Annotated in this window: 22 protein-coding genes, 1 tRNA gene and 3 pseudogenes; 10 read left to right on the top strand and 16 right to left on the bottom strand. The window is 54.4% G+C overall.

The genetic code is table 11. The features are described from left to right. Nucleotides 1-131: 131 nt before the first annotated feature. On the top strand, nt 132-3296 hold the full coding sequence (locus Q4544_RS05065) for a valine--tRNA ligase (RefSeq protein ID WP_303504394.1): 3165 nt from the start codon (nt 132-134) through the stop codon (nt 3294-3296). 69 nt (nt 3297-3365) lie between these two features. Here the strand turns inward: Q4544_RS05065 and Q4544_RS05060 are convergent, their stop codons facing one another. Together Q4544_RS05060 and Q4544_RS05055 are read right to left on the bottom strand one after the other, a co-directional pair. Further along, complete coding sequence (locus Q4544_RS05060) at nt 3366-4742, bottom strand: pitrilysin family protein (protein WP_303504393.1); 1377 nt, start codon at nt 4740-4742, stop codon at nt 3366-3368. A gap of 15 nt (nt 4743-4757) precedes the next feature. Continuing rightward, complete coding sequence (locus Q4544_RS05055) at nt 4758-6059, bottom strand: pitrilysin family protein (RefSeq protein ID WP_303504392.1); 1302 nt, start codon at nt 6057-6059, stop codon at nt 4758-4760. 115 nt (nt 6060-6174) lie between these two features. Between Q4544_RS05055 and Q4544_RS05050 the strand changes: the two genes are divergently transcribed. Then, nucleotides 6175-7290 (top strand): pyridoxal phosphate-dependent aminotransferase, encoded by a 1116-nt coding sequence (locus Q4544_RS05050; protein WP_303504445.1) that lies wholly within the window; start codon nt 6175-6177, stop codon nt 7288-7290. Here Q4544_RS05050 and Q4544_RS05045 read toward each other — a convergent pair. Continuing rightward, entirely contained in the window at nt 7272-7988 is a 717-nt protein-coding gene (locus tag Q4544_RS05045) for a YafY family protein (RefSeq protein ID WP_303504390.1), read from the bottom strand. The genes Q4544_RS05050 and Q4544_RS05045 overlap by 19 nt on opposite strands. Before the next feature lie 87 nt (nt 7989-8075). Here Q4544_RS05045 and Q4544_RS05040 point away from each other — a divergent pair, with 87 nt between their 5' ends. From Q4544_RS05040 to Q4544_RS05030, 3 genes are all read left to right on the top strand, one after another. Beyond that, a complete protein-coding gene (locus Q4544_RS05040) occupies nt 8076-8471 on the top strand; it encodes a RidA family protein (protein WP_303504389.1) in 396 nt (131 codons plus the stop codon). Nucleotides 8472-8587: 116 nt separating this feature from the next. Beyond that, a complete protein-coding gene (locus Q4544_RS05035) occupies nt 8588-8755 on the top strand; it encodes a hypothetical protein (protein WP_303504388.1) in 168 nt (55 codons plus the stop codon). A gap of 201 nt (nt 8756-8956) precedes the next feature. Continuing rightward, the gene (locus tag Q4544_RS05030; RefSeq protein WP_303504387.1) at nt 8957-10837 is read left to right on the top strand and encodes an ABC transporter ATP-binding protein; all 1881 of its coding nucleotides are present in this window, start codon (nt 8957-8959) and stop codon (nt 10835-10837) included. On the opposite strand, the gene Q4544_RS05025 is transcribed toward Q4544_RS05030, so the two are convergent. After that, a complete protein-coding gene (locus Q4544_RS05025) occupies nt 10838-11515 on the bottom strand; it encodes a TIGR04283 family arsenosugar biosynthesis glycosyltransferase (RefSeq protein ID WP_303504386.1) in 678 nt (225 codons plus the stop codon). It lies immediately after the preceding gene. A 69-nt stretch (nt 11516-11584) separates the two neighbouring features. On the opposite strand from Q4544_RS05025, the gene Q4544_RS05020 reads away from it, so the two are divergent. After that, on the top strand, nt 11585-12325 hold the full coding sequence (locus Q4544_RS05020; protein ID WP_303504385.1) for a folate-binding protein YgfZ: 741 nt from the start codon (nt 11585-11587) through the stop codon (nt 12323-12325). Here Q4544_RS05020 and Q4544_RS05015 read toward each other — a convergent pair. From Q4544_RS05015 to Q4544_RS05005, 3 genes are all read right to left on the bottom strand, one after another. Continuing rightward, the gene (locus Q4544_RS05015) at nt 12322-13425 is read right to left on the bottom strand and encodes a TauD/TfdA family dioxygenase (protein WP_303504384.1); all 1104 of its coding nucleotides are present in this window, start codon (nt 13423-13425) and stop codon (nt 12322-12324) included. The two genes, Q4544_RS05020 and Q4544_RS05015, sit on opposite strands and share 4 nt — an antisense overlap. 154 nt (nt 13426-13579) lie before the next feature. After that, nucleotides 13580-13840, bottom strand: a complete 261-nt coding sequence (locus Q4544_RS05010; protein ID WP_303504383.1) for a type II toxin-antitoxin system Phd/YefM family antitoxin — start codon at nt 13838-13840, stop codon at nt 13580-13582. A gap of 144 nt (nt 13841-13984) precedes the next feature. Beyond that, nucleotides 13985-15007, bottom strand: a complete 1023-nt coding sequence (locus Q4544_RS05005; RefSeq protein ID WP_303504381.1) for a permease — start codon at nt 15005-15007, stop codon at nt 13985-13987. Nucleotides 15008-15092: 85 nt separating this feature from the next. On the opposite strand from Q4544_RS05005, the gene Q4544_RS05000 reads away from it, so the two are divergent. Continuing rightward, the gene (locus tag Q4544_RS05000) at nt 15093-15950 is read left to right on the top strand and encodes a LysR substrate-binding domain-containing protein (RefSeq protein WP_303504380.1); all 858 of its coding nucleotides are present in this window, start codon (nt 15093-15095) and stop codon (nt 15948-15950) included. Between the two features lie 320 nt (nt 15951-16270). Here the strand turns inward: Q4544_RS05000 and efp are convergent, their stop codons facing one another. Continuing rightward, nucleotides 16271-16834: an elongation factor P gene (efp, locus tag Q4544_RS04995; protein ID WP_303504379.1), complete on the bottom strand. Its 564-nt coding sequence runs from the start codon at nt 16832-16834 to the stop codon at nt 16271-16273. A 206-nt stretch (nt 16835-17040) separates the two neighbouring features. Between efp and Q4544_RS04990 the strand changes: the two genes are divergently transcribed. Further along, nucleotides 17041-17361: a DUF6280 family protein gene (locus Q4544_RS04990; RefSeq protein ID WP_303504378.1), complete on the top strand. Its 321-nt coding sequence runs from the start codon at nt 17041-17043 to the stop codon at nt 17359-17361. Nucleotides 17362-17431: 70 nt separating this feature from the next. On the opposite strand, the gene Q4544_RS04985 is transcribed toward Q4544_RS04990, so the two are convergent. The 4 genes from Q4544_RS04985 to Q4544_RS04970 all read right to left on the bottom strand — a co-directional run bounded on the left by Q4544_RS04985 (nt 17432) and on the right by Q4544_RS04970 (nt 21228). After that, nucleotides 17432-18004 carry a cobalamin biosynthesis protein CobQ gene (locus Q4544_RS04985; protein WP_303504377.1) on the bottom strand — a complete coding sequence of 191 codons (573 nt, stop codon included), beginning with the start codon at nt 18002-18004 and terminating at the stop codon, nt 17432-17434. Between the two features lie 24 nt (nt 18005-18028). Next, the gene (locus Q4544_RS04980) at nt 18029-19078 is read right to left on the bottom strand and encodes a hypothetical protein (protein ID WP_303504376.1); all 1050 of its coding nucleotides are present in this window, start codon (nt 19076-19078) and stop codon (nt 18029-18031) included. A gap of 71 nt (nt 19079-19149) precedes the next feature. Beyond that, a complete protein-coding gene (locus Q4544_RS04975; RefSeq protein WP_303504375.1) occupies nt 19150-20526 on the bottom strand; it encodes a TolC family outer membrane protein in 1377 nt (458 codons plus the stop codon). Nucleotides 20527-20574: 48 nt separating this feature from the next. Continuing rightward, a complete protein-coding gene (locus Q4544_RS04970) occupies nt 20575-21228 on the bottom strand; it encodes a protein-L-isoaspartate O-methyltransferase (RefSeq protein ID WP_303504374.1) in 654 nt (217 codons plus the stop codon). A gap of 143 nt (nt 21229-21371) precedes the next feature. On the opposite strand from Q4544_RS04970, the gene Q4544_RS04965 reads away from it, so the two are divergent. Further along, nucleotides 21372-21445: transfer RNA gene (locus Q4544_RS04965), tRNA-Cys, on the top strand. A gap of 207 nt (nt 21446-21652) precedes the next feature. Here the strand turns inward: Q4544_RS04965 and Q4544_RS04960 are convergent. From Q4544_RS04960 to Q4544_RS04950, 3 genes and pseudogenes are all read right to left on the bottom strand, one after another. Then, nucleotides 21653-21838: pseudogene (locus Q4544_RS04960) on the bottom strand (IS3 family transposase); the annotation flags it as partial. Nucleotides 21839-21854: 16 nt separating this feature from the next. Then, nucleotides 21855-22907: an IS110 family transposase gene (locus Q4544_RS04955; RefSeq protein WP_303504373.1), complete on the bottom strand. Its 1053-nt coding sequence runs from the start codon at nt 22905-22907 to the stop codon at nt 21855-21857. Between the two features lie 193 nt (nt 22908-23100). Beyond that, nucleotides 23101-23220 (bottom strand): annotated as a pseudogene (locus tag Q4544_RS04950) (DDE-type integrase/transposase/recombinase); the annotation flags it as partial. Here Q4544_RS04950 and Q4544_RS04945 point away from each other — a divergent pair. Continuing rightward, a pseudogene (locus Q4544_RS04945) lies at nt 23179-23337 on the top strand (RidA family protein); the annotation flags it as partial. The pseudogenes Q4544_RS04950 and Q4544_RS04945 sit on opposite strands and share 42 nt — an antisense overlap. Before the next feature lie 61 nt (nt 23338-23398). Here the strand turns inward: Q4544_RS04945 and Q4544_RS04940 are convergent. After that, nucleotides 23399-24421, bottom strand: coding sequence for a LysR family transcriptional regulator (locus tag Q4544_RS04940; RefSeq protein WP_303504372.1), 1023 nt, complete (start codon nt 24419-24421; stop codon nt 23399-23401). Between the last annotated feature and the right edge of the window lie 27 nt (nt 24422-24448).

The following is a 24448-nucleotide window of genomic DNA, read 5'->3' as shown; positions in this document are numbered from 1 at the left end:
CCCCACAAGCGCAACACAAAAAATAAAGCCTGCGCCACCGGCGCAGACCGCATAACAACACCTTTCCCTTAGGCGCGCCATTCGCTAAACCTCGCTGCAACTTGATATGACCGCACGCAGGAAACACGCACATGGCGATGGAAAAGACATTTAACGCAGCCGAAGCCGAAAGCCGTCTCTTTGACGCTTGGGAAAAAGCAGGCTGCTTTACCGCAGGCGCAAACGCCAAACCCGGCGCATCCACCTATTGCATCATGATCCCACCGCCCAACGTCACCGGCGTTCTGCACATCGGTCACGCGTTCAACAACACACTGCAAGACATCTTGATCCGCTGGAAACGCATGCAGGGCTTTGACACCCTCTGGCAGCCGGGCACCGACCACGCGGGCATCGCGACCCAAATGGTGGTGGAGCGCAAGCTGGCCGAAAACGGCGAGCCAAAGCGCACCGAACTGGGCCGCGAAAAATTCCTTGAAAAAGTCTGGGACTGGAAAGGCGAAAGCGGCGGCACCATCATCAACCAGCTGCGCCGCCTTGGCGCCTCTGCTGATTTCTCGCGCACCGCCTTCACCATGTCCGGCGCTCCGGGCGCCCCTGCGGATGAAGCTGGCGGCAACTTCCACGATGCGGTCATCAAAGTCTTTGTGGAAATGTACAACAAAGGCCTGATCTACCGCGGCAAACGCCTCGTGAACTGGGATCCGCATTTCGAAACTGCGATCTCGGACCTAGAGGTTGAGAACGTGGAAACCCCCGGTCACATGTGGCACTTTAAGTACCCATTGGCGGGCGGCGCGACATATGAGTATTTAGAGAAAGATGAAGAGGGCAATGTCACCCTGCGCGAAACCCGCGACTACATCTCTATCGCCACAACACGTCCTGAAACCATGCTGGGCGACGGCGCGGTTGCGGTGCACCCGTCTGACGAACGCTACGCCCCCATCGTTGGCAAAATGGTTGAAATCCCGGTTGGTCCAAAAGAGCACCGCCGCCTGATCCCAATCATCACCGACGAATACCCAGACAAAGACTTTGGCTCTGGTGCGGTGAAAATCACCGGCGCGCATGACTTTAACGACTACCAAGTCGCCAAGCGCGGCGGCATCCCAATGTACCGCCTGATGGACACCAAAGGCGCGATGCGTGCCGACGGCGCGTCCTACGCCGAGGAATCCGCCAAAGCACAAGCCCACGCCAATGGCGCGGAATTCACCGAAAACGAAGTCGACGCGATCAACTTGATCCCAGACGATTTGCGCGGTCTAGACCGGTTTGAGGCACGTAAACTGGTCGTATCCCAAATCACCGACGAAGGCCTCGCGGTCATGACGACCGATACCAAGACCGTCAAAGATGACGAGGGCAATGAATCCCAAGTCACCGAGACCGTGCCTTACGTTGAAAACAAACCGATTATGCAGCCGTTCGGCGACCGCTCTAAGGTTGTGATCGAACCAATGCTGACCGACCAATGGTTTGTCGAAACAGATAAAATCGTCGGCCCAGCGCTGGACGCTGTGCGCAATGGCGACGTGAAAATCCTGCCTGAGTCAGGTGAAAAAACCTATTACCACTGGCTAGAAAACATCGAACCTTGGTGTATCTCTCGTCAGCTATGGTGGGGCCACCAGATTCCGGTTTGGTATGGGCCTGATCTCAACCGGATCGGGAATTCAAAATTACTCGACAGTAAAAATTTCTGTGGCTCAAGTTTTGAACAAGTCCGCAAAAGTGCTGTAGAGTTCTATTCGGAAAGTTACCCAAATTCAGAAGTAATTATTGAAGAACTTTTGGATGACCCGGAGCCGACTTGGCCAATAACAGACGAAGATTATGCTGAGTTCCGCGAGCTAATGAAAGGCACTGAGCTAGAGGCTCTTTACCCTGTCGAGCGCATCGAACTTTCTCGAAAATGGCAATACAAGGTAAACAATGACCAAGAATCCGGTAAGCAGACTCTAACGATCAGGCTTCGCCGCGACCCAGACGTCCTAGACACGTGGTTCTCTTCTGGCCTCTGGCCAATCGGCACCCTCGGCTGGCCGGGCGACACTCCGGAAATGCAAAAGTATTTCCCAACCTCGACCCTGATAACCGGCCAAGACATCTTGTTCTTCTGGGTGGCCCGCATGATGATGATGCAGCTGGCTGTTGTGGATCAAATCCCATTCGATACCGTCTACCTGCACGGCCTCGTCCGCGATGCCAAAGGCAAGAAGATGTCGAAATCCACCGGCAACGTCGTCGACCCACTTGATATTGTTGACGAATACGGCGCTGACGCGCTGCGCTTCTCATCTGCGGCGATGGCGGCCCTTGGTGGTGTGCTAAAGCTCGACATGAAACGCATCGAAGGCTACCGCAACTTCGGCACCAAAATCTGGAACGCCGTCCGCTTTGCCGAGATGAACGAAGTCTACGCAAATGGCGCACCATCGCGCGAAGTGCCACAGGCAACCGCCACCGTGAACCAATGGATCATCGGCGAGGTCGCCAAGGCCCGCGCCACCGTTGACGACGCGCTAGATGCTTTCCGCTTCAACGATGCCGCCAACGGTCTTTATGCCTTTGTCTGGGGTAAAGTCTGTGACTGGTACGTCGAATTCGCGAAACCTCTGCTGTCCTCAGAGGACGAGGCGATCAAAGCCGAAACCCGCGCCACAATGGGCTGGGTTCTAGATCAATCCATGATCATGCTGCACCCCATCATGCCGTTCATCACCGAAGAGCTCTGGGGCCAAACCGCCAAACGCGACGGTATGTTGGTGCACGAAGCATGGCCAACCTACGGCGACGAACTGGTGAACGCAGCGGCAGACCACGAAATGAACTGGGTTATTCAAACGATTGAGGCCACCCGCTCCACCCGCGCACAAATGAACGTACCAGCGGGCGCGAAAATCCCAATGGTCGTGACCCAAATCACCGATGAAAACAATGCGGCCTTTACGGCCAACCAATCGTTGATCTTCAAACTGGCGCGTTTGGAAAGCTTCACTAAGGTCGATGAATTCCCCAAAGGCTGCGCCACCGTCGCGGTTGATGGCGCAACCTTCGGCCTGCCACTGGCTGGCGTGATCGACGCAGACGCCGAAAAGGCCCGCCTCGAGAAATCGCTGGGCAAATTGGCCAAAGAACTGGGCGGTCTACGTGGCCGCCTCAAGAACCCCAAGTTCGCAGCCTCAGCGCCCGCGGATGTGGTTGCCGAAGCCCAAGCCAACCTTGCCGCACGCGAAGAGGAAGAGGCCAAACTCCAAGCCGCCCTCGCCCGCGTCGCCGAAATCAGCTAAGCGATCAGGCCAAGAAAAACAAAAACGCCCGCCAATCTGGCGGGCGTTTCTTTTTGCGATATCAAATGGTTATGATCCGGTGCCACGTGGGCAATTTGCAATCTCTTCTATTGAAGTAATCACACAAGCCCCCGGCCAAGCACTCGCATCCGGCCCCGCAGCAATCACAAACAGATCCTCCGCCTTGGGAAAGACGGCAGTCATGCGCGCCTGAACCTCATCCGCGGTTAGTGCATTGATTGTATCGGCAATCGACAACGTCTTAGCCGGGTTATGACCATCCAAGCTAAGTTCCATCATCATGTGTGACGCGACATTCACGTAACCCGACCGCTTCCGCGCATTGGCCGCATAGGCATCACGCTCTTGATTTAGCTCTGACAGGTCCGCAGCCGTGCGGTGCGTTTCATAAGTCTCACGCACCACATCCACGGTCTGCTCAAGCTTGTCACCTTCGACCTCTGCATAAATATACATAATGCGATTGGCGCGGTCATAATTGGCGACGCCAACACTCACGCCATAGCTGGCCCTCAGGTCTTCGCGCACCGCCTGAAACATTGGCCCCTCTGACCGGCTCAACATCTGAATGCCCAAGATATCGACATAGTCTTTTTCATCAGTCGTGTTCGGCAAGTGGCCAATCATGCCCAGAACCGTTTTGTCCTCTTCAGGCAGGTGCAGGAACACATTCGCAGGACGCATATCCAGTGACACGGGCTGTGGCTTTACATCGCCACCCTCAGGCAGCTTTTCCAGCAGTTGATCCACCAACACGCCCGCATCTTCGGCGGTGATCCGTCCCGCCACAGAAATACCCGCAACATCGCCTGTAAACACAGCCTTATGCCAATCAAGCATCATGGCGCGATCAACGTCTTCGGCCAAGGCAACGTCCGGCAGCGTTAAAGCATTATAGACAGGGCTATCCCCCAAGAACGCATAACGCACCGCATTCCACATTTTCATGTGCCCCTGACTAAGCCCCTCTGCCTGATCATCACCAAGCTTTTGCTTAATCCGGCCAAGCCACGCATCCGAATACTTCGGGTCGCTCAAAGCCTCAATCGCCACTTCGGCCACATAATCTGTATGTTCATAAGGAAAGCTCAACTCCCCCCGAACATGATCAACCGTTGCATAAACACGCCCGCGCGCATTTTTATCGTTAAACGCCTCCATCACCTCTTGGGCTGGTTTGGTTTGCGTGCCGTCGCTCATAATCGCTTCCGCCCCAACATAGGGCACAAACGGGTTCACATCCGCCCGATGCGCCCAATCCGTGGGCCAGGCAATATTCACAGTAATATCCGTCACACCCTCATCAAAGATGGGCAGCAAGGAAAACGAATGCCCTGCCGGGCTGGTTACTTGAACCACTTCCTTTGCTGGATCTTTGCAAGCAACCAAAGCGCAAAGTGCTACGCCTAAAATCAACGTCTTCATCATATATCTTTCGCGTTAATATAAATTTCGAACAACAACACGGCCCGGCGCAGCTAATTCACGCGCTAGGCCATTTAACTCTTCTAATGTAATGGCATCATAAACCCTGTTTTCGGCCAAAAGCCCCGGGATTGGCATTCCAGACTGCGCCCAAGACAGGGCTGCATCAAATTTCTGCTTTGCGGAAAAAAGCTTGTCGTTAGCCCCCAACAGGCCCCGTTTCTTCACCCGCTCAAAACTTTCTACCAAGAACCCGGATGTCAGCCGATCTTCGAGAATGCTTTCAAAGGTCGATAACAGCTCTTTTCGCGACACCCCCTCATCCAATGACGCGCTAAACGAAATCTCAACTTGCCCCTGGCCCAAATGAGCTAAGTGAAAGCGAAAAGACTGCGCCAAAAACGCGTCAAAGCGCAGGGGGCCCGCGATGCCGCCCTCCATCGCAGAATCCAAAATATTCTCCAACAACCCCAGCCGGACGTCGCAGGCAAAATCCTGACCGCATACAGAAGTCTGCACGATCTTGCGGTAGATCACATCGGGGCCAGCATCCCCTTTCAAAGATTGCCCAGCGTGTTGTCGCATCGGCGTAACCTCAATCGACCAATCCACGGGGTCCAACGCAGAAACAGCCGCAGCACTTGGCGTGGAAATCGCCTCTAGTGCATCAAATACATCGCCCTTTGAAACATCGCCAAACAGCAATAGAACCGCATCCTCCAAGCGATGCGACCGCTGATGTAACACCACAGCATCCTCATAAGAAAACTGCGCAATATCCTGCGGTGTTCCGATCACTGATCTTGACCACGCTTGGTTCCCATACAGCTTGTCCTCAATCTCGCGATTGATGACGGTCATAGCCTGACCAAAATTTCGAAAATCATATTCGCGCTGCACAATCTTGCGCTCACTGCTCGCAAACTCTGGGGCCATGTCGAACGGCGCAGCGGACTGCACCAGCGCTTGCAAGATATCTGGCAAATCTTGGGACTGTCCCTTTCCCCAATAACCGGTCGAAAACTGATTGGTCCAAGCATTCGAGTGACGCATTGCGTCCTCACCGCCCACATCCCACACTGACGCAGCAACTAGGTGCTCGACATAATGCATTAAGCCTTCGGCAAAGGGGTTTGCCCCTTCCCCATAGGGGTAAATCAAAAAAGCACTAACTTCAGAGGCTTGCGGCTCTGAAAACACCCGGATATCGCCTAGTCCTTCAAAGCGGCGATCTGTATCGCTTTCCACAGGTAGCAGCGCCGCGCCACCAATAAAAACACCAGCTAAAGCGCTGAACCCAATAAATTTTCGCCACATACTAATTTCATTGATCTCAATTACAACCGTAAGAATAATAGAGGTGATTACGAAAGCAAACCCCAATACGGCATTTACGCTTGTATCGATCAAACCATTGGGCCACTTTCCCGACATGACCGGTCCACGCTACACCCCGCTTGTGCAATCCCTTTCCTCTGACTCGCCTTTTGTGGGACCAGAACGGCACGAACGTGCGGTTGGGCATCCGTTCAAGGCCCGCCTTGGTGCCAATGAAAACGGCTTTGGCCCCAGCCCCAAAGCCATCACTGCCCTGCAAGAGGCCGCCAAAGACATTTGGATGTATGCCGATTCCGAAAGCTTTGATCTGCGCACCGCCCTTGCCGCCCGCCACAAGGTCAGCATCAACAATATCCTGATCGGCGAAGGCATCGATGGGCTACTTGGCGATCTTGTGCGGCTGCTGATCACCACAGGGGACAGCATCGTCACCTCTGCAGGCGCTTATCCCACGCTAAACTACCATGTCGCGGGCCATGGCGGCACCATTCACACCGTGCCTTTTGTCGATGACCACGAAGACCTGCCGTCTCTGATCGCCAAGGCCCACGAGACCGACGCCAAAATGATCTATATCGCCAACCCAGATAACCCGATGGGCACATGGCACACAGGCGCTGAAATAGCCGCGCAACTGGATAACATCCCAGACGGCTGCCTCCTGATCCTAGACGAAGCCTATGTCGAACTCGCCCCAAAAGGCACAGCCGCCGAATATGATGTCGACCATCCCAACGTGATCCGCATGCGCACCTTTTCCAAGGGCTATGGCCTTGCGGGCGCGCGCATCGGCTACGCCATGGCCGCAGCCCCCCTCATCAAAGCCTTTGACAAAATCCGCCTGCATTTCGGCGTGAACCGCGCCAGTCAGGCCGGCGCGCTTGCCGCTTTGCAAGATGAGGCCTGGCTCACCCAAACCCGCGAGAACGTAGCCACATCCCGCGCCACCCTTGCCCAAATTGCGAAAGATAACGGCCTTACCGCCATTCCATCTGCGACCAACTTCGTCACCATCGACACCCACCGCGATGGCACTTTTGCCAAGGCCCTTGTGCAAGAGCTCGCCACCTTAGGCGTCTTTATCCGTATGCCCTTTGTCGCCCCGCAAAACCGCTGCATCCGTGTCAGCTGCGGCACGGCCAAAGACATGCAGACCTTTGCAGAAGCCCTGCCCCAAGCTCTCAAAACCCTTCAGGGCAAATCCTTATAGGGGCAAACATCGTCCTCAAACGGCACATGCCGCCAGCGAAAGCGCCGATCAACAACGCAGACCGGATTGCTAATCCGGTCCATGCGGAAATGGCGGAAATCCTCCCGCGTGGGGTCCCAGCTCACCAAATACCAAAGCGGTTGCAATATCAGCATCGCCTGCGGCTCGACCTCGCGGTTGGTTCGCATGCCCTTGGCATCGCGATAATCAAACCGCAGATGACACCGCTGCAAAAAAGCGGTTTCAAAGGCAGGCAACAAGTGCGGATCAATCTGCCCTAGATCTGACAAATCCTGTTTTGGTGACAATTGCCCAATATGCAAACAGTCTAAAAACCGCCGCAAATCCCGCACCTTATCCGATGGCAAAGACTTCTCGATCTTCGCCAATCCCGCATCCGCCAGATCAGAAAACGGCAGGTTCTGCCCCGCTCGCATCGCTGCCACGCTGATCAACAGCGCAAACACCTCTGACACTGAAAGCCGCGCAGTGGTTTGCATGGATTGTGGATCCAACTGTACCCCGCCCCCACGCCCGCTTTCGGAATGGATCACAAACCCCTGATCCCGCAGCGCACTAATATCGCGCAACACCGTGCGCCGAGAGGCCCCAACCTCATGCGCCAATGCATCAATCGTAGCGCTCCCATTACGCCGCAGATTGCGCACGATGGTGTCATGTCGGTGTCGAATATTCATTTTTCCACCATAACGCATTTGGTGACAAATTTTGGCACCTTTAAATCCTACACAGCAGACAGCAACACAAACAAGGAGATTCCAACAATGCAACGTACTGCTGTAAACCCATGGGACTGGTCTTTGAAACTCGGCTACAATCAAGCTGAGATCATCCAAGGCCAAACCTGCCAAGTCATCTGCGCAGGTCAAACCGCTGTCGACGAAAACGGTGCCCCACAGCACATCGGCGATATGCGTGGCCAGATCGCGCTGGCGTTGGACAATTTGGAAACCGTCCTAAAAGGCGCCGATATGGGCCTAGAAAACATCATCCGCCTTGGCATCTACGCCACCGATGTCGACGAGGCGCTAAAGCACTTTGATCTATTCGGCATGCGCTTTGGCCCCCTCCAATCCGCGCCACCAATGACATTGCTGGGCGTCACCCGCTTAGCCATCCCCGGGCTGATGTTTGAAATCGAAGCCACCGCGGCGGCCTAAACCAATCCCTGCGCCAGCCCTACCCTCAAGCAAACGGGCTGGCGCAACAAAAACTCACAAACCCCTGATTTCGTCAAATTCCAAAAATGCGCTATCCTCCCATTAAGGAGAGCCGCATGACACGCCACAGCCAGCCCGCACCAGATTACACCACAGCCGCGCTCGTGATGGGCTTCGTCAATCTGATGTGGATATTCACCGCCATCTGGGCGCTCTGGGGCTTGGTACCTGTCTTTCTGCTCGCGCTTTTCCTAAACACCGGCATTTCCCGCCTCGCGACCTAAGCCCTGCTTTTTCTTGATCCAAATACCTCGGGGTCCGGGGCAGCGCCCCGGCCTGCCTGCGCCACGCAACGCGCCCTTGCGACCAATCCCCAGCCAGACTACACGAGGCGCTTAGAAAATCGCGTTTGAAGATCAGCGCAACACAGCCTACCATCAGGTAACGTCCCCGCAGGCGTTCAAATACAGGATGTCGACACTCTCGTGACAAACAACAGTGACACGCCCGCACAGGTTCCAGCCAAGCCCAATCCAAAACTGATCGGCTGGCTCTGGCGCAATTTCTTGTCCAAGCACATTCTTCTGCTGATATTGGCCCTGCTCTTCATGACCGTCGAAGGCTCCATGCTGGGCGCGCTCAGTTGGATGATGCAGCCGATGTTTGACAGCGTCTTTACTGATGGCCAAGCAGATGCGCTTTGGTGGGTCGGCGTTGTGATCATGACGATCTTTATCTCACGCGCGCTGGCCTCTATCGCGCAAAAGGTCATCCTGACCCAGATTTCGCAAAAAACCGCAGCCGATCTGCGCACACGGCTGCTGGACCGCTTGATGCGGCAGGACAATGCGTTCCACCAAACCCATCCTCCCGGCTATCTGATCCAACGTCTGCAATCTGACGTCATGCAGATCAATACAGTCTGGAGCACAATCATCACCGGCGCCGGACGTGATGCGATTTCATTGATTGTCCTGATGTCTGTGGCGGTCTCTGTTGATTGGCGTTGGACCTTGGTGGCCTGCATCGGCACGCCTGTTCTCGTTCTACCTTCTGTATTGGTGCAAAAATTCGTCCGCCGCCGCGCCCGCGAAGCACGCGATCTGGGCGCGCGTCTTGCCACTCGGCTTGACGAAATCTTCCACGGCATCGTCGCGGTTAAACTCAACCGCCTTGAAGATTATCAATCCGAACAGTTCCGCAGCCTCACCAATTCGCTTGTCAAAACCGAAGTCCGCTCAGCCGCAGGTGCCGCCACCATTCCCGGCCTGATCGACATCATGGCAGGTCTCGGCTTTCTGGGTGTTCTGGTCTATGGCGGCGGCGAGATCATCGCAGGCGAAAAAACCGTGGGTCAGTTCATGACCTTCTTCACCGCCCTCGGCTTTGCCTTTGAACCCCTACGCCGCCTCGGCGCGGTCAGTGGCCAATGGCAGATTGCAGCGGCCAGCATCGAACGTCTCAAAGAGCTGCTCGACGCAGAGCCAACGCTGCAAAGCCCGGCCAAGCCAAAACCAATCCCAACCGGTGCCGCCGACATCGTTCTAGAGGACGTGCATCTGTCTTATGGCGAATCCAAAGTCCTCGACGGCACCAGCTTCACCGCCAAAGCGGGCGAAACCACCGCCATTGTTGGGGCCTCGGGCGCTGGGAAATCGACCATCTTCAACGTCTTAACACGGCTCGTTGATCCACAATCCGGCAGCGTTACCATTGGCGGCACCGCCACCAATCAGCTCAACCTCGACAAACTACGCGATCTCTTTTCCGTCGTGTCCCAAGACGCCATGCTGTTTGACGAAAGCCTACGCGAGAACGTCTTGCTGGGCCGCGATCAAGTCACCGAAAAGCAACTGATGGCTGTGCTTGATGCCGCCCACGTCAGCGACTTCGTACGTAAAATGCCCGAAGGTCTCGACACACGTGTTGGCCCACGCGGCAGCGGCTTGTCTGGCGGTCAGCGTCAGCGCGTTGTCATCGCCCGCGCCCTTCTGCGTAATACGCCTTTCTTGCTGCTGGACGAAGCCACCAGCGCGCTAGACGCCCAATCCGAAGTCCTCGTCCAAGACGCCTTGGATAAGCTGTCCAAAGACCACACAACGCTTGTCATCGCACACCGTCTATCGACCGTGCGCGAAGCGGATAAAATCGTGGTGATGGACAAAGGCCGCGTTGTCGAAGAAGGCCGTCACGACGAACTCTTGGCCCAAAACGGTGCTTATGCGGAATTGTACAACCTGCAATTCGCAACCAGCGGCCCAACTGCAGAACAAGCCGCACGTCAAACCAATGTTCCCGCACTCAACGCGCCTAAAGCTCAAAAAGGCTTCTGGAGTCGTCTGTTCACACGCCTGCCAAAGGTCTGATCAGCGGCGGTAGTCAGCCGCCAAACGCTCTGGCGACACGCCAAAGAAGAACCGGATCAAAGTCCAAAGGTTGCGGCTCCCGCGTCGCAACCAGCCATTGCGCTGATAGCGTTCGGCACTTGTCATCGCCACATAGGGCAAGGCGTGCAACCGCCCCCTCAAAACCCGCGCCATCGCCACATCTTCCATCAACGGAATATCGCGATACCCGCCGGCCTGTTTGTACAAAGAACGCGGGATCAACAGGCTTTGATCGCCATAAGGCAAGCCAAACACCCGCGACCGTAGGTTCGCCCAGCCAGCCACCAAACGCCCAGCAAAACCGCCACCCGCAAACTGCAACCGCCCATAGCCCGGCTGCGCGCTCGGCAAATGCGCCTCCACAGCGGCACTCCAACCCGGCGACAAAACAGTATCCGCGTGCAGAAACAACAACCATTCTCCGGCCGCCGCCTCGGCCCCGCGCCGCAACTGACCACCACGCGATGCAGGCCCCGTCACAAACACAGCCCCCGAATCCTCGGCCATCAACTTGGTCCCATCCACAGATCCACCGTCCGAGAAGATAACCTCTCGAATGACCCCAGATGATAGCCCTTCCATCAGCGCAGGCAAGGATGTCGCCAGCCCTATTTCTGCATTCAACGTCGGAATTACGACGGAAAGCGGTGCGCGCATAACATGTCCCCCTGTTGCACGGCTCGCACCTATCTATATTAACAAGATATGAATTTACAGGACCAACCCATGACCCACCCACGCGCGCTGTTCGAAATCACTGGATCCGATGCAGAGACCTTCTTGCAAGGCCTGATCACCAATGACCTGAAAAAGCTGGACGACGGGTTGGTCTATGCGGCTATCCTAACCCCCCAAGGCAAATATCTGGCCGATTTTTTCCTATCCCGCCAAGGGGATGCCATCCTGCTGGACGTGGATGCCAGCCTCGGCGACATGCTAAAAATGCGCCTGACCATGTACAAACTGCGCGCCGACGTCGCCATCACTGACAGCGCCCTGCATGTGCACCAAGGCCTCGGCGATCTGCCCAGCGACGGCTTGCAAGATCCCCGCGACGCCTCCCTCGGCTGGCGCGCCTACCGCGACACACCGGCACAAAGTGATTCCACCGATTGGACAGCCCTCCACATCGCAGCTCAAGTGCCACAAACCGGCATCGAGCTAACACCAGACAGCTACATCCTCGAAATGGGGTTTGAACGCATCAACGGCGTTGATTTCCGCAAAGGCTGCTACGTCGGCCAAGAGGTCACCGCCCGTATGAAGCACAAAACCGAACTGCGCAAAGGCCTCGCCACCGTCACAATCCAAGGTGACGCAGAACCGGGCACCGCCATCACCGCAAACGGCAAACCTGTCGGCACGCTCCATAGCCGCGCAGGCGACCAAGCCCTCGCCTACCTGCGCTACGACCGCGCCCAACCTGAAATGCAGGCAGGCGCGGCCACTGTCTATTACAAAGCCTAACGCGACATCACGCGAATGCGGCTATCCCATTCGCCCCGGTCCACATAACAACCGTGCAAATGCCGCCGCCCCGTTTGCGGGTCAAAGGCCTCGCGCCCATGGAGCACCGCGCGGTTGTTAAACACCACCATCTCGCCCGCCTGTAGCTTTAGCGAGATCGTGTAATCTGCCCCGCGCGTCATCATCATCAACTGACGATAGGCCCGATAAAACGCCTCCATCTGATCGGCAGGTAAATCCACAATGTCGGCAATATGGGCATTGATACAAACCTCAACCACCCGCCCTTGATCATCTAAAACGATCATCGTCTTGCGACTACGCAAATCAGCAGTCCCATCCTGAAACCGAAACGGCACAGCGACAGTAGACAAAACCTCAAACGCCTCTGGATCAAGCGCGCGCAAATCCTCGGCCACAGCCCGCGCATCGCAAAACGTCGATCCGCCGCCCTCAGCTTCATTCGCCAGACAATGCAAAAACTGAAACCCCGGCGGCAGCTCTTGGTTCGGCAAATCCGTGTGCAACGGCAAAGCGTCAGACGTATAGGCCAGATTATTCGGATCAGGCTTGGACATCACCTCAAACGTCAGCCCAAAATTCGTCTCCCGCAAATGCCCCACCCGGCGCGCAATATCCGTGCCCGCCGCCGTCATGTCAGCCATGCCCTGAACAATCGACAACCCATATTGCTTGGTTGCCTTGAGCCACCGCAAAAACTCCGCCGGATCATCCAGATCATCCGCCTCAAACCGCGGCACACCCGCAGCCCCATCCGCCGCGCGCCATAACTGAAACGGCAAATCCGCTGGATCCTCCCGACGCTGCCCCGGACGATGCGCCTTGATCCACTCCAGATCAAACGCGCTTGGCTCCGCCGCCCCGGGCCATGTGACCAACAGATGCTCGTCGCTCAACGCCACAGCAGTAGGCACAATGTCCAAGGGCACAGAAGTCAGCTCAAACACCCGCTCGCCAGTCTTGGGGTGAAAGCCACTCGGGTCCGTGTCTCGCAGCCAGATAAAAGGATAGTTGCCCGTGATGCCATCAGGCCATCGCAGATCAAGGCGCGTTGCGCCCACAGTCAGTGTCGGTTGCATGAAATGCTCCGTTAGAATGTCATGGAAAATGGATGCAGCTCACACCGCGGGCGGAGGCCACCAAACATAGGCCTTCGCAAAGGGATGGCCCGGATTTCTTCCAATCACAACTAACATGCCAAAAGCCTAACCAGCGCCGGTCAACCACGCAAGCCTAACCAATCAAACTGCCACGTTCCAAAGCCTGCGCACGCCGGAACCGCTCCATATGCATTTGATGCCGCAACTCCCGCTGTTCAGCCGAGTCCCGATGAAACTCTTCCAACAGTTTCAAATCCGACAAAGACACCAACGCCGCCGCCGGAGCCCCTCGCCAAGTGATCAACAAACGCCGATCGCTGTGTGCCACCTCAGCAAGGGTCTTGGACAGATTGTCCCGCAAAACGCTTGCCGCTATCCATTCCTGCTCGAACATACCGCCCCAATCGCTTCACCCGAGCACCCACCTTCCGGCCAAAGTGCTAACAAATGGAAACTGGTGCGTACGTCATAGCAGCCAAACATTAGCCTCCCCGCCGCAACGCGTGCGCCCATCTCCACTCTCGCTAGCTGCCGCCTTCTAGACGGCCCACTCAAATGCATATCCCGCGGCCAACGAACCCAGAACAGCCAAAGCAAGGTAAAGCAAAAAAGGTCTCAACTTCAGGACCGGGGCAATGGCCAGGGCTCCCCAGATACTGACAACACCACCGGAGATCAAAAAGGCCATGGCGGCACCTTCAGACATGCCATTTTCAATCAAGCCACGCGTCAAGGGAAGCGCTGCGTAGCCATCAATATAGGCCGGTGCGCCAACAAAAACGGCCGCAGGTATGGCCCACCACTGGCCCTCCCCCAGATAGGCGCCAAGCAATCCCGGCGTAAGCGCAGCATTCAACGCATACTCGGCTGTGAATGCTGGGACCAAGCAAATCAGGATGAGCCGCGTTGTTGCCCAAAACTGAGTACGAAAAGCCCGCCGACGTGCCCCCGATCTCCAAATCCAAGGCTCGAATGTTTGAACCGCTCCGCAACGTTCCGCGCTGAGTTGGCGCGCCAGCCCGTTGTCGCGAAGCGCATTCAGCGCCCAAGAGGTCTTGGCAAACAGTGTAGTGATCCCACCGCCAAAGACCCCCAAGCCGAAGGCCGCAAGCGTTTTACCAATTGCAAAGTGCAGGCCAAGGGTCGCGGCCGTCGTCGCAAGCATGGCTGGGTCCGTGATCGGGGACGACAACCAGAATGCCATGATCGGGGCAAGCGGAACGCCCGCTGCTAAAAGCCCAGCCATCAATGGCAAAACCGTCACGCCACAAACCGGAGTAATCGCGCCAATCAAAGAGGCCACCGCCACCGTTCTCATCGTCTTGCCCTCGAACGCGTCGGCAATGTGTGCATCTGCTCCGCTTGCAATGATCCACGCAGCCAGAAAAATGCCCGGAACGACGATGGGAGTTACAACAACCAGCCCCCAAAGAACAAACTTAGCAGCCTGCACAGAGTGCTCTGGCCATACAATGCACATGCCTATCAACACGAATAGGCACATTCCCCACAATACGGGTTTCTTGTTAGATAGTCGGCGGGCAACTGTCTGATCAGACATCGGATACTCCTCTAGCCTTGAAGAGTACCGGCAGGCATGCCATCTGTGAAACGAATACCTTCAATTTCTGATATCGGGAAAACGAATGGTCAATCTCGACAGTGATTTGCTACGTACCTTCGTCGCCGTAACTGAAGCAGGCAGCGTCACAGATGGCGCAGCGCGCATCCATCGCTCTCAATCTGCCACCAGTCTTCAGATCAAGCGCCTCGAAGCTATCCTTGGGCAACCCGTCTTTGAACGGCACGGGCGCGGCGTTGTCCTAAGCGACACTGGCCGCCAGTTGCTGCCCGTAGCCCTCGAAATCACCGCGCGCCTCGACACCGTGCTGCAAGACATCTCCCAACAGACTGTAACTGGCAAACTACGCGTAGGTATCCCTGACGATCACGGCCGGGCCAAGCTGGTAGAGATCATCGCATCTTTCACCCGCCACCACCCCAAAGTCGAGTTGGATGTAACCTGTGCGTTAAGCGCCCAATTCCCTGACGCGCTAGACAAGGGAACACTCGACCTCGCAATTTATGAGGTGGAATGTCCGAAAGAACATGAAGAAGTGCTGATAGAAGACCCAACATGCTGGGTGTCCTCTGCGCATCAGGAATTTCTGACCGTTGATTGCCTGCCTGTGGCCTTGTTCGACCACGCCTGTTGGTGGCGCGACGCTGCGATTAGTTCCCTTAAAGCCAGCGGAAAGCCATACCGCATCGTCTATTCCAGTCAAAGCGTTGCAGGCGTCATCGCAGCAGTCGAAGCCGGGATCGCAGTTGGCCTACTGGGCCGCTCATCCTTGCACTCTGGTCTGTCAGTCGTGAGCAACGGCCTTGGCTTCGGCAGTACACCAACCTCAAAGCTGGTGATGGCGTCAAGCGGGTCACGCGACACAGGACCGCAAGACGCGATGAAAGCAGCTATCCGATCTGCATATTTGGCCAAAGTCTAGAAATGTGGCTATCCATGTTTTTGCAGCAACCGTCTCCTTGCGCTCAGAACGGACTTTACGCCTGCGCGCCAAAATTCGTTGCGAGATCGTGGGAGCAATTATGTAGCAAAATGCATACCAGCCTGACGGCCAACACCCCCTGCCGCTACCAAAACACGAATCGTACGTTTCAAGCGCCGAAACGTACGAATTTCCACATGACCGAATTATGACGTCACGGCACGCTGCCCTGCCTCAAAACGTTGCATCGCATTTTAGGCAAAAACACAAAAGGCCGCGCATTTCTCAAAGCGCGGCCTCTGAAATTGGTTAAAAAACGCTTAGGCGCGTTCGGAATATTCCATGCTGATAGTGTCCACGATGATCATCTCATCTTGGCCCACGAACGGCGGCACCATGACCTTCACGCCGTTGTCCAAAATCGCAGGTTTGAAAGAGTTCGCTGCAGTCTGACCTTTAACGACAGGCTCAGTCTCTACGATCTTGCATGTCACCTTTTGTGGCACGGCCGCGTTCAGCGCTTCTTCTTCGTAGAATTCAACCTGAATGGTCATACCATCCTGCAAGAACGGACGGCGGTCACCCAGCAATTCTGCAGGCAATTCAATCTGTTCGTAGGTTTCGGTGTCCATGAACACCAGCATGCCATCGGATTCATAAAGGAACTGTTGGTCCTTTTGCTCCAGACGTACACGCTCCACTTTATCCGCAGAACGGAAGCGTTCGTTCAGTTTCGATCCGTTCCGCAAGTTGCGCATTTCAACCTGAGCAAAGGCGCCGCCCTTACCAGGCTTCACGTGATCGACTTTGACAGCGGCCCAAAGACCACCGTTATGCTCCAGCGTGTTACCGGGGCGAATTTCGTTACCGTTAATCTTGGGCATATGACAAAACCATGACAAAAAGGTTGATTGGATTTTGAAAGCACCTATATCTCGGCGGTCGATGAGTGACAAGACGGCCTATTTGGTTCGCAGCCATGCGTATTCTGCATAAATGCTATGCAAAAACAGGGTACCCGAATCGATCTGAATAGTCCATAAGACGCCTCACGCCAGAAACACAAGACCAATAATACAAGGACGACGAGATGAAAGATTTCGTTGATGGCACGGCTTTTAATAACGAACAGGGCAACCGCGCGCGCAAGCTTTTTGCCGCGGTGGTTCTAGCCGCGCTAGACGATGCAATTGCCGACGATAAAAAGTACGGCAATGGACCAGAACAAATAGCACGCTGGGCGCGTTCGCGCGACGGGCGTGAAGTGTTGTCCTGCGCTGGTATCGACCCAAACGAACGGGTTGTAACCGGCTTGATGGATTTCGTTGGCAAAGGTGTACGGACCTCCGTAGCCCTGTCACGCGAAGAAAGTGAACGTCGTAACGCGGCCCAGGAAAGCCAAGCTGCGTAACAACATATTAGACTGCTGCCCTAAAAAAGCGCGTGCCACTGTGGCGCGCGTTTTTTATTGCCAAATTTACTTAAAAACTGATGAAGAAACCGGGCAGCACCGCGATCAGCTCAAGCAACACCAGCCCAAAAACACAGACAGTACGCCAATTTCGCCAGTCTGGTAGAACAATAAACAATGCGCAAAACGAAGCCAAAACACCCTCTAGCGGTGCCACTATACCTGCATGGTGGCTTCGGTCCCAATAGCTAACAGGGCTTTCAAAAATCCAACGGCTAATCGGCCAGAAATGTGAACGGCCGTCGTCGTGATGCAATGGAAAATCCATCGCCAAATGGATCAAAGCCGCGCCGCACAGCGCGACAACCCATCGTTTGCGCAAATACAGCCCGCAAAGCAGCCCGATTGCCCAAACAACAAACGAGTTATCGACAGCAAAAATCGCCTGCCATGTTGCTGAAAAATATAACTCACCAAATACGGTCGCTGGCGGAATACCCAAAAGAAAAAGCGACGTACCCGCCAATACATAAAGCGAAAGGTCTGGCAGTAAGCCACCCGCAAGAGCGGCCAAGACGACCCCACGCGGCGCATTGCGGCCAAACGCAGCCCAGCCAAGCAAGAGATGCGCAGGCGTGTTCACAAGCCACCTCTTTTCTGTATGGGCTTAGTAATCGTTATTTAGGCTCTGAGAGGTCATTGCGCGATTGATTTCGCGACGCACAAGCTTGCGCACGTTACGTGTAATACGCTCGCCCAAAGGCCCCTGCAGCTCTTGGCGCACGATCTCGCCCACAAGGTCACGAAGCATTTCTTCGTCTAGCACAGCTTCGTATTGGGTGTCTTCGACCGCATCTTCGGATTGTGCGATGCCTTCGATCACAGTTTCGGTCAGTGCCTCTTCTGAGATACTCGCAAAGGCCGCAGGCTCTTCGATGCTCTCGTCTGCAACGGCAACTTCGTCGTCTGAGACGTCGTCTAAATCATCGGTCTGATCTGAATGATCTTCCCAAGCAAGAGACGCAACAGCCGTACCAGCGTAGTCGCTATCGCCGGGTTCGTCGGGCTCAAAATCTTCAACAGCTGGGGAGCGAACAGAATGCCATTCTGACAACAGCTCACCATCAGTCTCCCACGGACGCTGCGGCTCTGCATCTACATCAGCGTCATTTTCAATGGCATCCACGCGAGTATCAAAGTCTTGCGCGACGTCGACTTCCAGAATCTCTGGCTCAGGCGTGTCGAATACCGCGTCTTCAGTGACATCAACCGATGCCTCATTGTCAGACGTTTCAACATGCGTTTCAATCGCATCAAGTTCAGGCGCGGCACTGTCCAGCGCGGCCGGTGCTTCGATCTCAATTTGGCGCTGTAAAAAATTTGGTATGCTATCGTGGAGTGGCTGAATGTCAGCTTGAATCTCACGCATTAATGCTTTGTCTGCAGCGTGTTCAGAACTTTCTTCTACGGCATCCGGCGCAGTGACCAACTCAACTGCAGGCGAATCAGAAACGCGTAATGCAGGGGTCAAAACCAGACGATTGTCGACCGCACTTTCTACAGCCGCTTCCCCCTTGCTCCCAGCTTCAGGAACAACCGCTTTAACCTCAGGCGCACTAGGCTTTGAAGTTGCGGGCGCATGGCCGTTTTCAGAAACCAACCTGCGAATCGAAGACAAGACATCCTCGATTTCAACGTTCTTGACCGGATCAGACATAAATTAAACCACTCTCCTCGCTGAATAGTTTAGCGACACAGAGCGTCCCACACAACAGATAGCGAAAAATGTTATTCTTTTCCGATAGCTCGCAGGATTTTGTCAAGTTGCTGACCTTGCTTGCTCTTCAACGCTGGGCCTTTTTCGACCTGCTTATAGTATGCTTCTGGATCGTATTTCTCGACCGTCAAATTCAAGTAATCAACGTTCAACAACCCCATTGAAGCCAATAAAGCATAGGCCGCCGTGAATTCGTTGCTGGACGCCGTAATTTGGTTGGCTTGTGCATTCAGCAATTCTTGTTCGGCGTTCAGCACATCCAGCGTGGTACGTGCGCCCAATTTTGCTTCTTCGCGAACGCCATCAAAGGCCACACGAGATGCGCTAATCTGGCGAACGCTTGCCTGGCGTTGGGCCTGGGCGGACAAGAGCTGTGCCCACGCATTACCAACACTTTGGCGGATATTGTGGCGCGTCGCATGCAAAGCGCCACGCGCCGCGTCACGGCGCGCCATTGTTTGACGCAAGACAGAGCTTAGGCGGCCGCCCTGATAGATGGGCCCACTGGCATCTAAAGAGATGGAACCACTGGTGGTATTCGCAGATGAATTAAACTGATCAGATTTTGTAACCCCTGCCCGCAAATTCAGGCTTGGTTTCATCGCAGCTTCTGCACGTCGGACATCAAATTCCCTTGCCGCGACCTGAAACTGTGCTGCTAACATATCTGGGTGTCCGCGAACGGCGATACCCTTCGCGGCATCAAGCGATTTCGCGGTGTTTGGCAAACGTGAAGGAGGCGTCAAACGGCCAGGTTTGTGGCCAACAACTGCAGCAAAGAACTCTTGAGATGACATCAGGTTACCCTGTGCAACCGCCAGCTCTGCACGCGCGCCCGCCAAACGGGCCTCGGCCAATGAAACGTCTGTTCGCGTGACTTCGCCAACTTCAAACCGATCACGTGCCGCGCGTAGTTCACGCGTGATCAAACGAAGGTTGTTCTGACGCAGTGCAACGATCTCTGAATCGCGGCGCACGTTCATAAAGGACTGAACCGCATTTAGGAGAACGCTTTGCTCTACTGAAACCAAGGATTGACGAGTCGCCAATACGGTTTGTTTTTGCGACTCTATTGCGGCCTGCGAAGCGCCGGAATCAAGCAGCAACCAATTGGCTTCTAAACCAATGTTAGCAGTATTCGTCGAAAGCACTGTCGTGCCGGATGAAAAACGACGTTGAACACCCGCAGTCCAATTGATGATGGGTCTTAACGCGGCACCAGCTTGGGCAACATCTTCGTCAGCAGCACGTAGCAGGGCACGGTTTTGCTCTAGCAGGCCGCTGTGCTCATAGGCGCTTGCCATAGAATCAGCCAGCGTTTCGGCTGTCACTCCAGAGGCTAACGAAACAGTTACAATTGCCGAAAGAAAAACCTGCTTAATACCCATGGTCCCTGCCCCTAATGGATGAAAGGCGGCAAAATGTGCCACCTCGCGTTATAGTTCGAATGCCTTCTGCGTCTCAAATCCTTCTAGGACTGGTGCGCCAGCATTAAACGCAGAGCGCCAGACGATGTCGCCGTTGACCTTTTGGCCAATACGCACGTCACCCAATGCACCTTGCATGAACAAACATGCGATCCGCCCGCCGTCTTTCAACTGCTGGGACAAATTTTGTGGAAGTTCTTGCACGCCACCTTGTACAACGATCACATCATAAGGACCGTGATCTGCAGCACCTTCGGAGAGCGCGCCGTGATGCAAAACAACGTTATCAATGTTCTGTTCAGCCAAAGTGGTCTGTGCTTCAGCGACTCGCGCTTCGTCATCTTCGACGGCAACCACTGCTTCTGCCATGCGTGCGATGACGGCAGCAGAATACCCAAGGCCAGAACCAATATCGAGAACCAGTTCACCTTTGCGGATGTCCAAGGCATCAAGCATTTTTGCCAGCGTACGTGGCTCTAGCAAAACGCGATTGTCATCAAACGCTAGGTTTTCACCCATATATGCAGCTTCGCGTTTATCGAGAGGTACAAACACCTCACGAGGAACATTCAGCATCGATTCGATGATCGGAAATTTCGTAACATCGGACGGGCGGACTTGTGTGTCTACCATGGCCGTGCGGCGGGAAGTATAATCAGACATACTAAACTCATTCGTTCAGATTTGCGGTCACACCCGTCTTGCCACAATAATTTGCGAACAGCAACGCTCACAAAGATGAAATGCTATCGTTCTCTCTTGCAGCCCTGAAAGAGATGCGATATTGCCCACGACACCACATCGGCGGCGAGTTGGTAGAGTGGTTATGCAGCGGATTGCAAATCCGTGTACACCGGTTCGATTCCGGTACTCGCCTCCATTTAAAATCAATGACTTAGCAGGTATTTGATTTTTGAGAAATCTAATCTCTACCCACCTATCTACCCATTCACGTTTTGATCTCATCTTGTTCTTTCCGGTTCCGCGCAATTTAAGCCTGCTTCGCAAGTTCTTGTTGTCGCGTAGAGCCACCATATTTTTGAAGCATCTTGGACCTGTCCCGGTTTGTGCCGTCCCATGTGCTCGCTTAGGCCACTTTCCGTTTGAAGGCGACGAGGCTTTTCCAGCCTAATGCTGAATGCCTTTGACGCGGGTTCTAGAAGCCGTTGATGTATTTAAAGATTGCCACCTCAGCCTTTCGTCGCGTCTCCCAAGAATGCCGCCATATCAGTTCAGCTTTGATGGTTTTGAAGAAGGTCTCGACGGCGGCATTGAAGCTCCTATATTCGTCAAGCGGCGATTTGAGCCGTTTTCGGCACACAGAGCTGGCTGTAGATTTCCCGAACGATGTAACGTTTCAAACAACGAATGATCTCACTTTTACTCTTCCCATCTTTTGTGCGTTTCTTGACATAGGCGAGCGTTGGTGCGTGGCTTCGCATCCTGACGATGGCGACACGGTATAGGGCTGCGTTGGCCTGCCGGTTTCCACCCCGGTTCAATCGAAAGCGATGTGTTTTTCCGCTTGATGCGGGGATAGGGCAGACGCCGCATAGCTTTGCAAAAGCGGCTTCAGAGCGAATTCGTGTTGGATCATCTCCAACCAAGATCAACATTTCAGCCACCGTCAGTGTCGCGATGCCATGTGACGCCAACAGCTTTGGGGCGCGTTCCCTGACAAGGCGCTCCAATTCCTTGTCGTGTGCAAGAATCTCTTCATGCAACCAAAGCCAGCGGCGTGCCAGTGCCCGCATAGCAGCTTTTGCAGACGCTAATGGCGTGTCGATGTCGCTAGGCCGGAAAGCTGCGATGTGACGGATCAAGGCAACCTTTCCTCGGATTTGATCCAAGGTGTCTCGCAGGTCGGCGGGTGCGTTGATGATCAATGTTTTTAGCGTGACCATCGCCTGTGAGCGCGATTTGACTGCCGTATCGCGCGCAATTTTCAAATGCCGGATCATCTCTGATGATCCTGTTTGTGTTTTGGGCAGCGCTGTTGCTTGCCCCGACAGAACCGACCGCGCAGCCCCCTCTGCATCCAAGCTATCCGTTTTGCCTTGCGTGTATCGTAGTCGCCGATTTGGGCGCGTGACTTCGATGACATTATGCCCTTGAGCCAGCAAAGATCTGGAAAGGCCTGCGCCATATGAACCAGTTCCTTCGATGCCGAATGCCAGAACATTGCCGAGAGATCGCGACCAACGTTCCAACTCCAAATATCCCTTGGGATTGGTCGGGATAGACAGCGCCGCTAAGCGGGCACCTTGCGTATCGATTGCGACGGCAACATGTGTTGCTTTGTGTGTGTCGATGCCAATAATGATTGGATGTGTAGTCTTCATGATGCCCTCATTGATAAGAATGCCCGGGCACCGATCCGAGGGGACAGGACTGTGATGGGGCGTTCCCGTCAGGCTCCTATGAAGTCACATCTCGCCCGTTGCCGGGGCGACTTGACGGTCGACACGTCAACGCAATGACACGCAGTCAATCGTAGCATGGGTCAGGCCATCAAGCCGCAATACCATACTCACAATCATAGCAATTGCCTTTCCCGCTCATGGATACCTTGAAGCCATGTTGTCCCAGGACTTTCTGATAATCATGCGAACAATATTGCAAACCACGATCCGTATGATGAACGCATCCTTTGGCGCAATGAACGAAGTCTATGACGCTTGGGTTGATCCAGCCGCTCCAGCAGCACGCGCCTGCGGCGAAGCTAAGCTTGCGACACCAGATTACCTGGTAGAATGTATCGTCACCGCGGCAATCTTACGCGATAGAATTACGGTGTGGCAGAGTAGTCTGCTACACCGTAAGTCAAACCGAGCTATTGCTCCAAAACTTCGTTTAAAATGCTCGAGAAATGACTGCGCCATCCGTTTAGCAGAACTTTGGCAGTCTGCGAAATTGGCCGATAGCGCGGTGTGAGAATGGCGTAATCATAAAAGATTTCATCCTTCAAGGGGCGAAATACAACCGCATTTGTCGCCCCTTGTATATTCATTTGCGTAAATGCCGAGATCGGGTCAGTGATCACACAGCAGAGACCCTCTTGAACAAATTGCATCAATGGTAAGACAATCTGACTGTCGACTTGCTGAACAAATTCTACATTGTTTAGCGCAAATGCATCGCGGACACGCTCAAAAAGCGGATGCCCGTTTTGGAGCGTACCCTGAGGCACACCATCAAGATCCTTAATAGAAATGCAGTCTTTAAGTGCGAGCGGATGATCTGCTGGAACCGCGCAAAGACACGGCGCAGCTAGTTTTTCTTCCTCATAAAGCGCGTTTGGGTCGTTAACTTCGGCGGCATCCGCAAACCCGAAATCCAAAGTCTGGGCGCCGACCATTTCTCTGATATGTTGCGAAGAACGGGAAGACAATGAGATTTTGATATTCTCATTATTTCTAATAGCTTGAGCTACAAATCGAGGAAAGACGAGCGTCGAAGGCCCCGGCATCGCAGCCACATTCAAAGCACCGCTTTGCCCTCTTGCAAGGTTCTTCATCGTGTCTGTAACGACATTCAATCTATCTAAAACATTCCTAGCTTCTTCGAATAGGTAGTGAGCCTCTGGAACAGGATGCAAACTGTGCCCGTCGCGCACAAAGAGCTTCACGGCTAACAGTTCCTCTAAGCTTTTGATCGACAAACTAATCGCAGGCTGGGTGCGGCCAAGATTTCGCGCTGCCTGTGAGACGGACCCGGTCTTCATGACTTCGCAAAAGGAAAGGAGTTGTGGAACATTCATACCCAAGCATAAAACATTCTTATCAATTAGCAAGAAATTGAAATTTGTAATTATAATTGTGATTTCTAAACTGAGAGCATGGATCGAAGAATCCAAAGTAAATGACTTCCACAGGGAAAATAA

The organism is Cognatishimia sp. 1_MG-2023 (assembly GCF_030548175.1).
Lineage (GTDB): Bacteria > Pseudomonadota > Alphaproteobacteria > Rhodobacterales > Rhodobacteraceae > Cognatishimia.
Note: the sequence above shows the minus strand (reverse complement) of the source record. Positions and strands in the feature narration are given on the sequence as shown.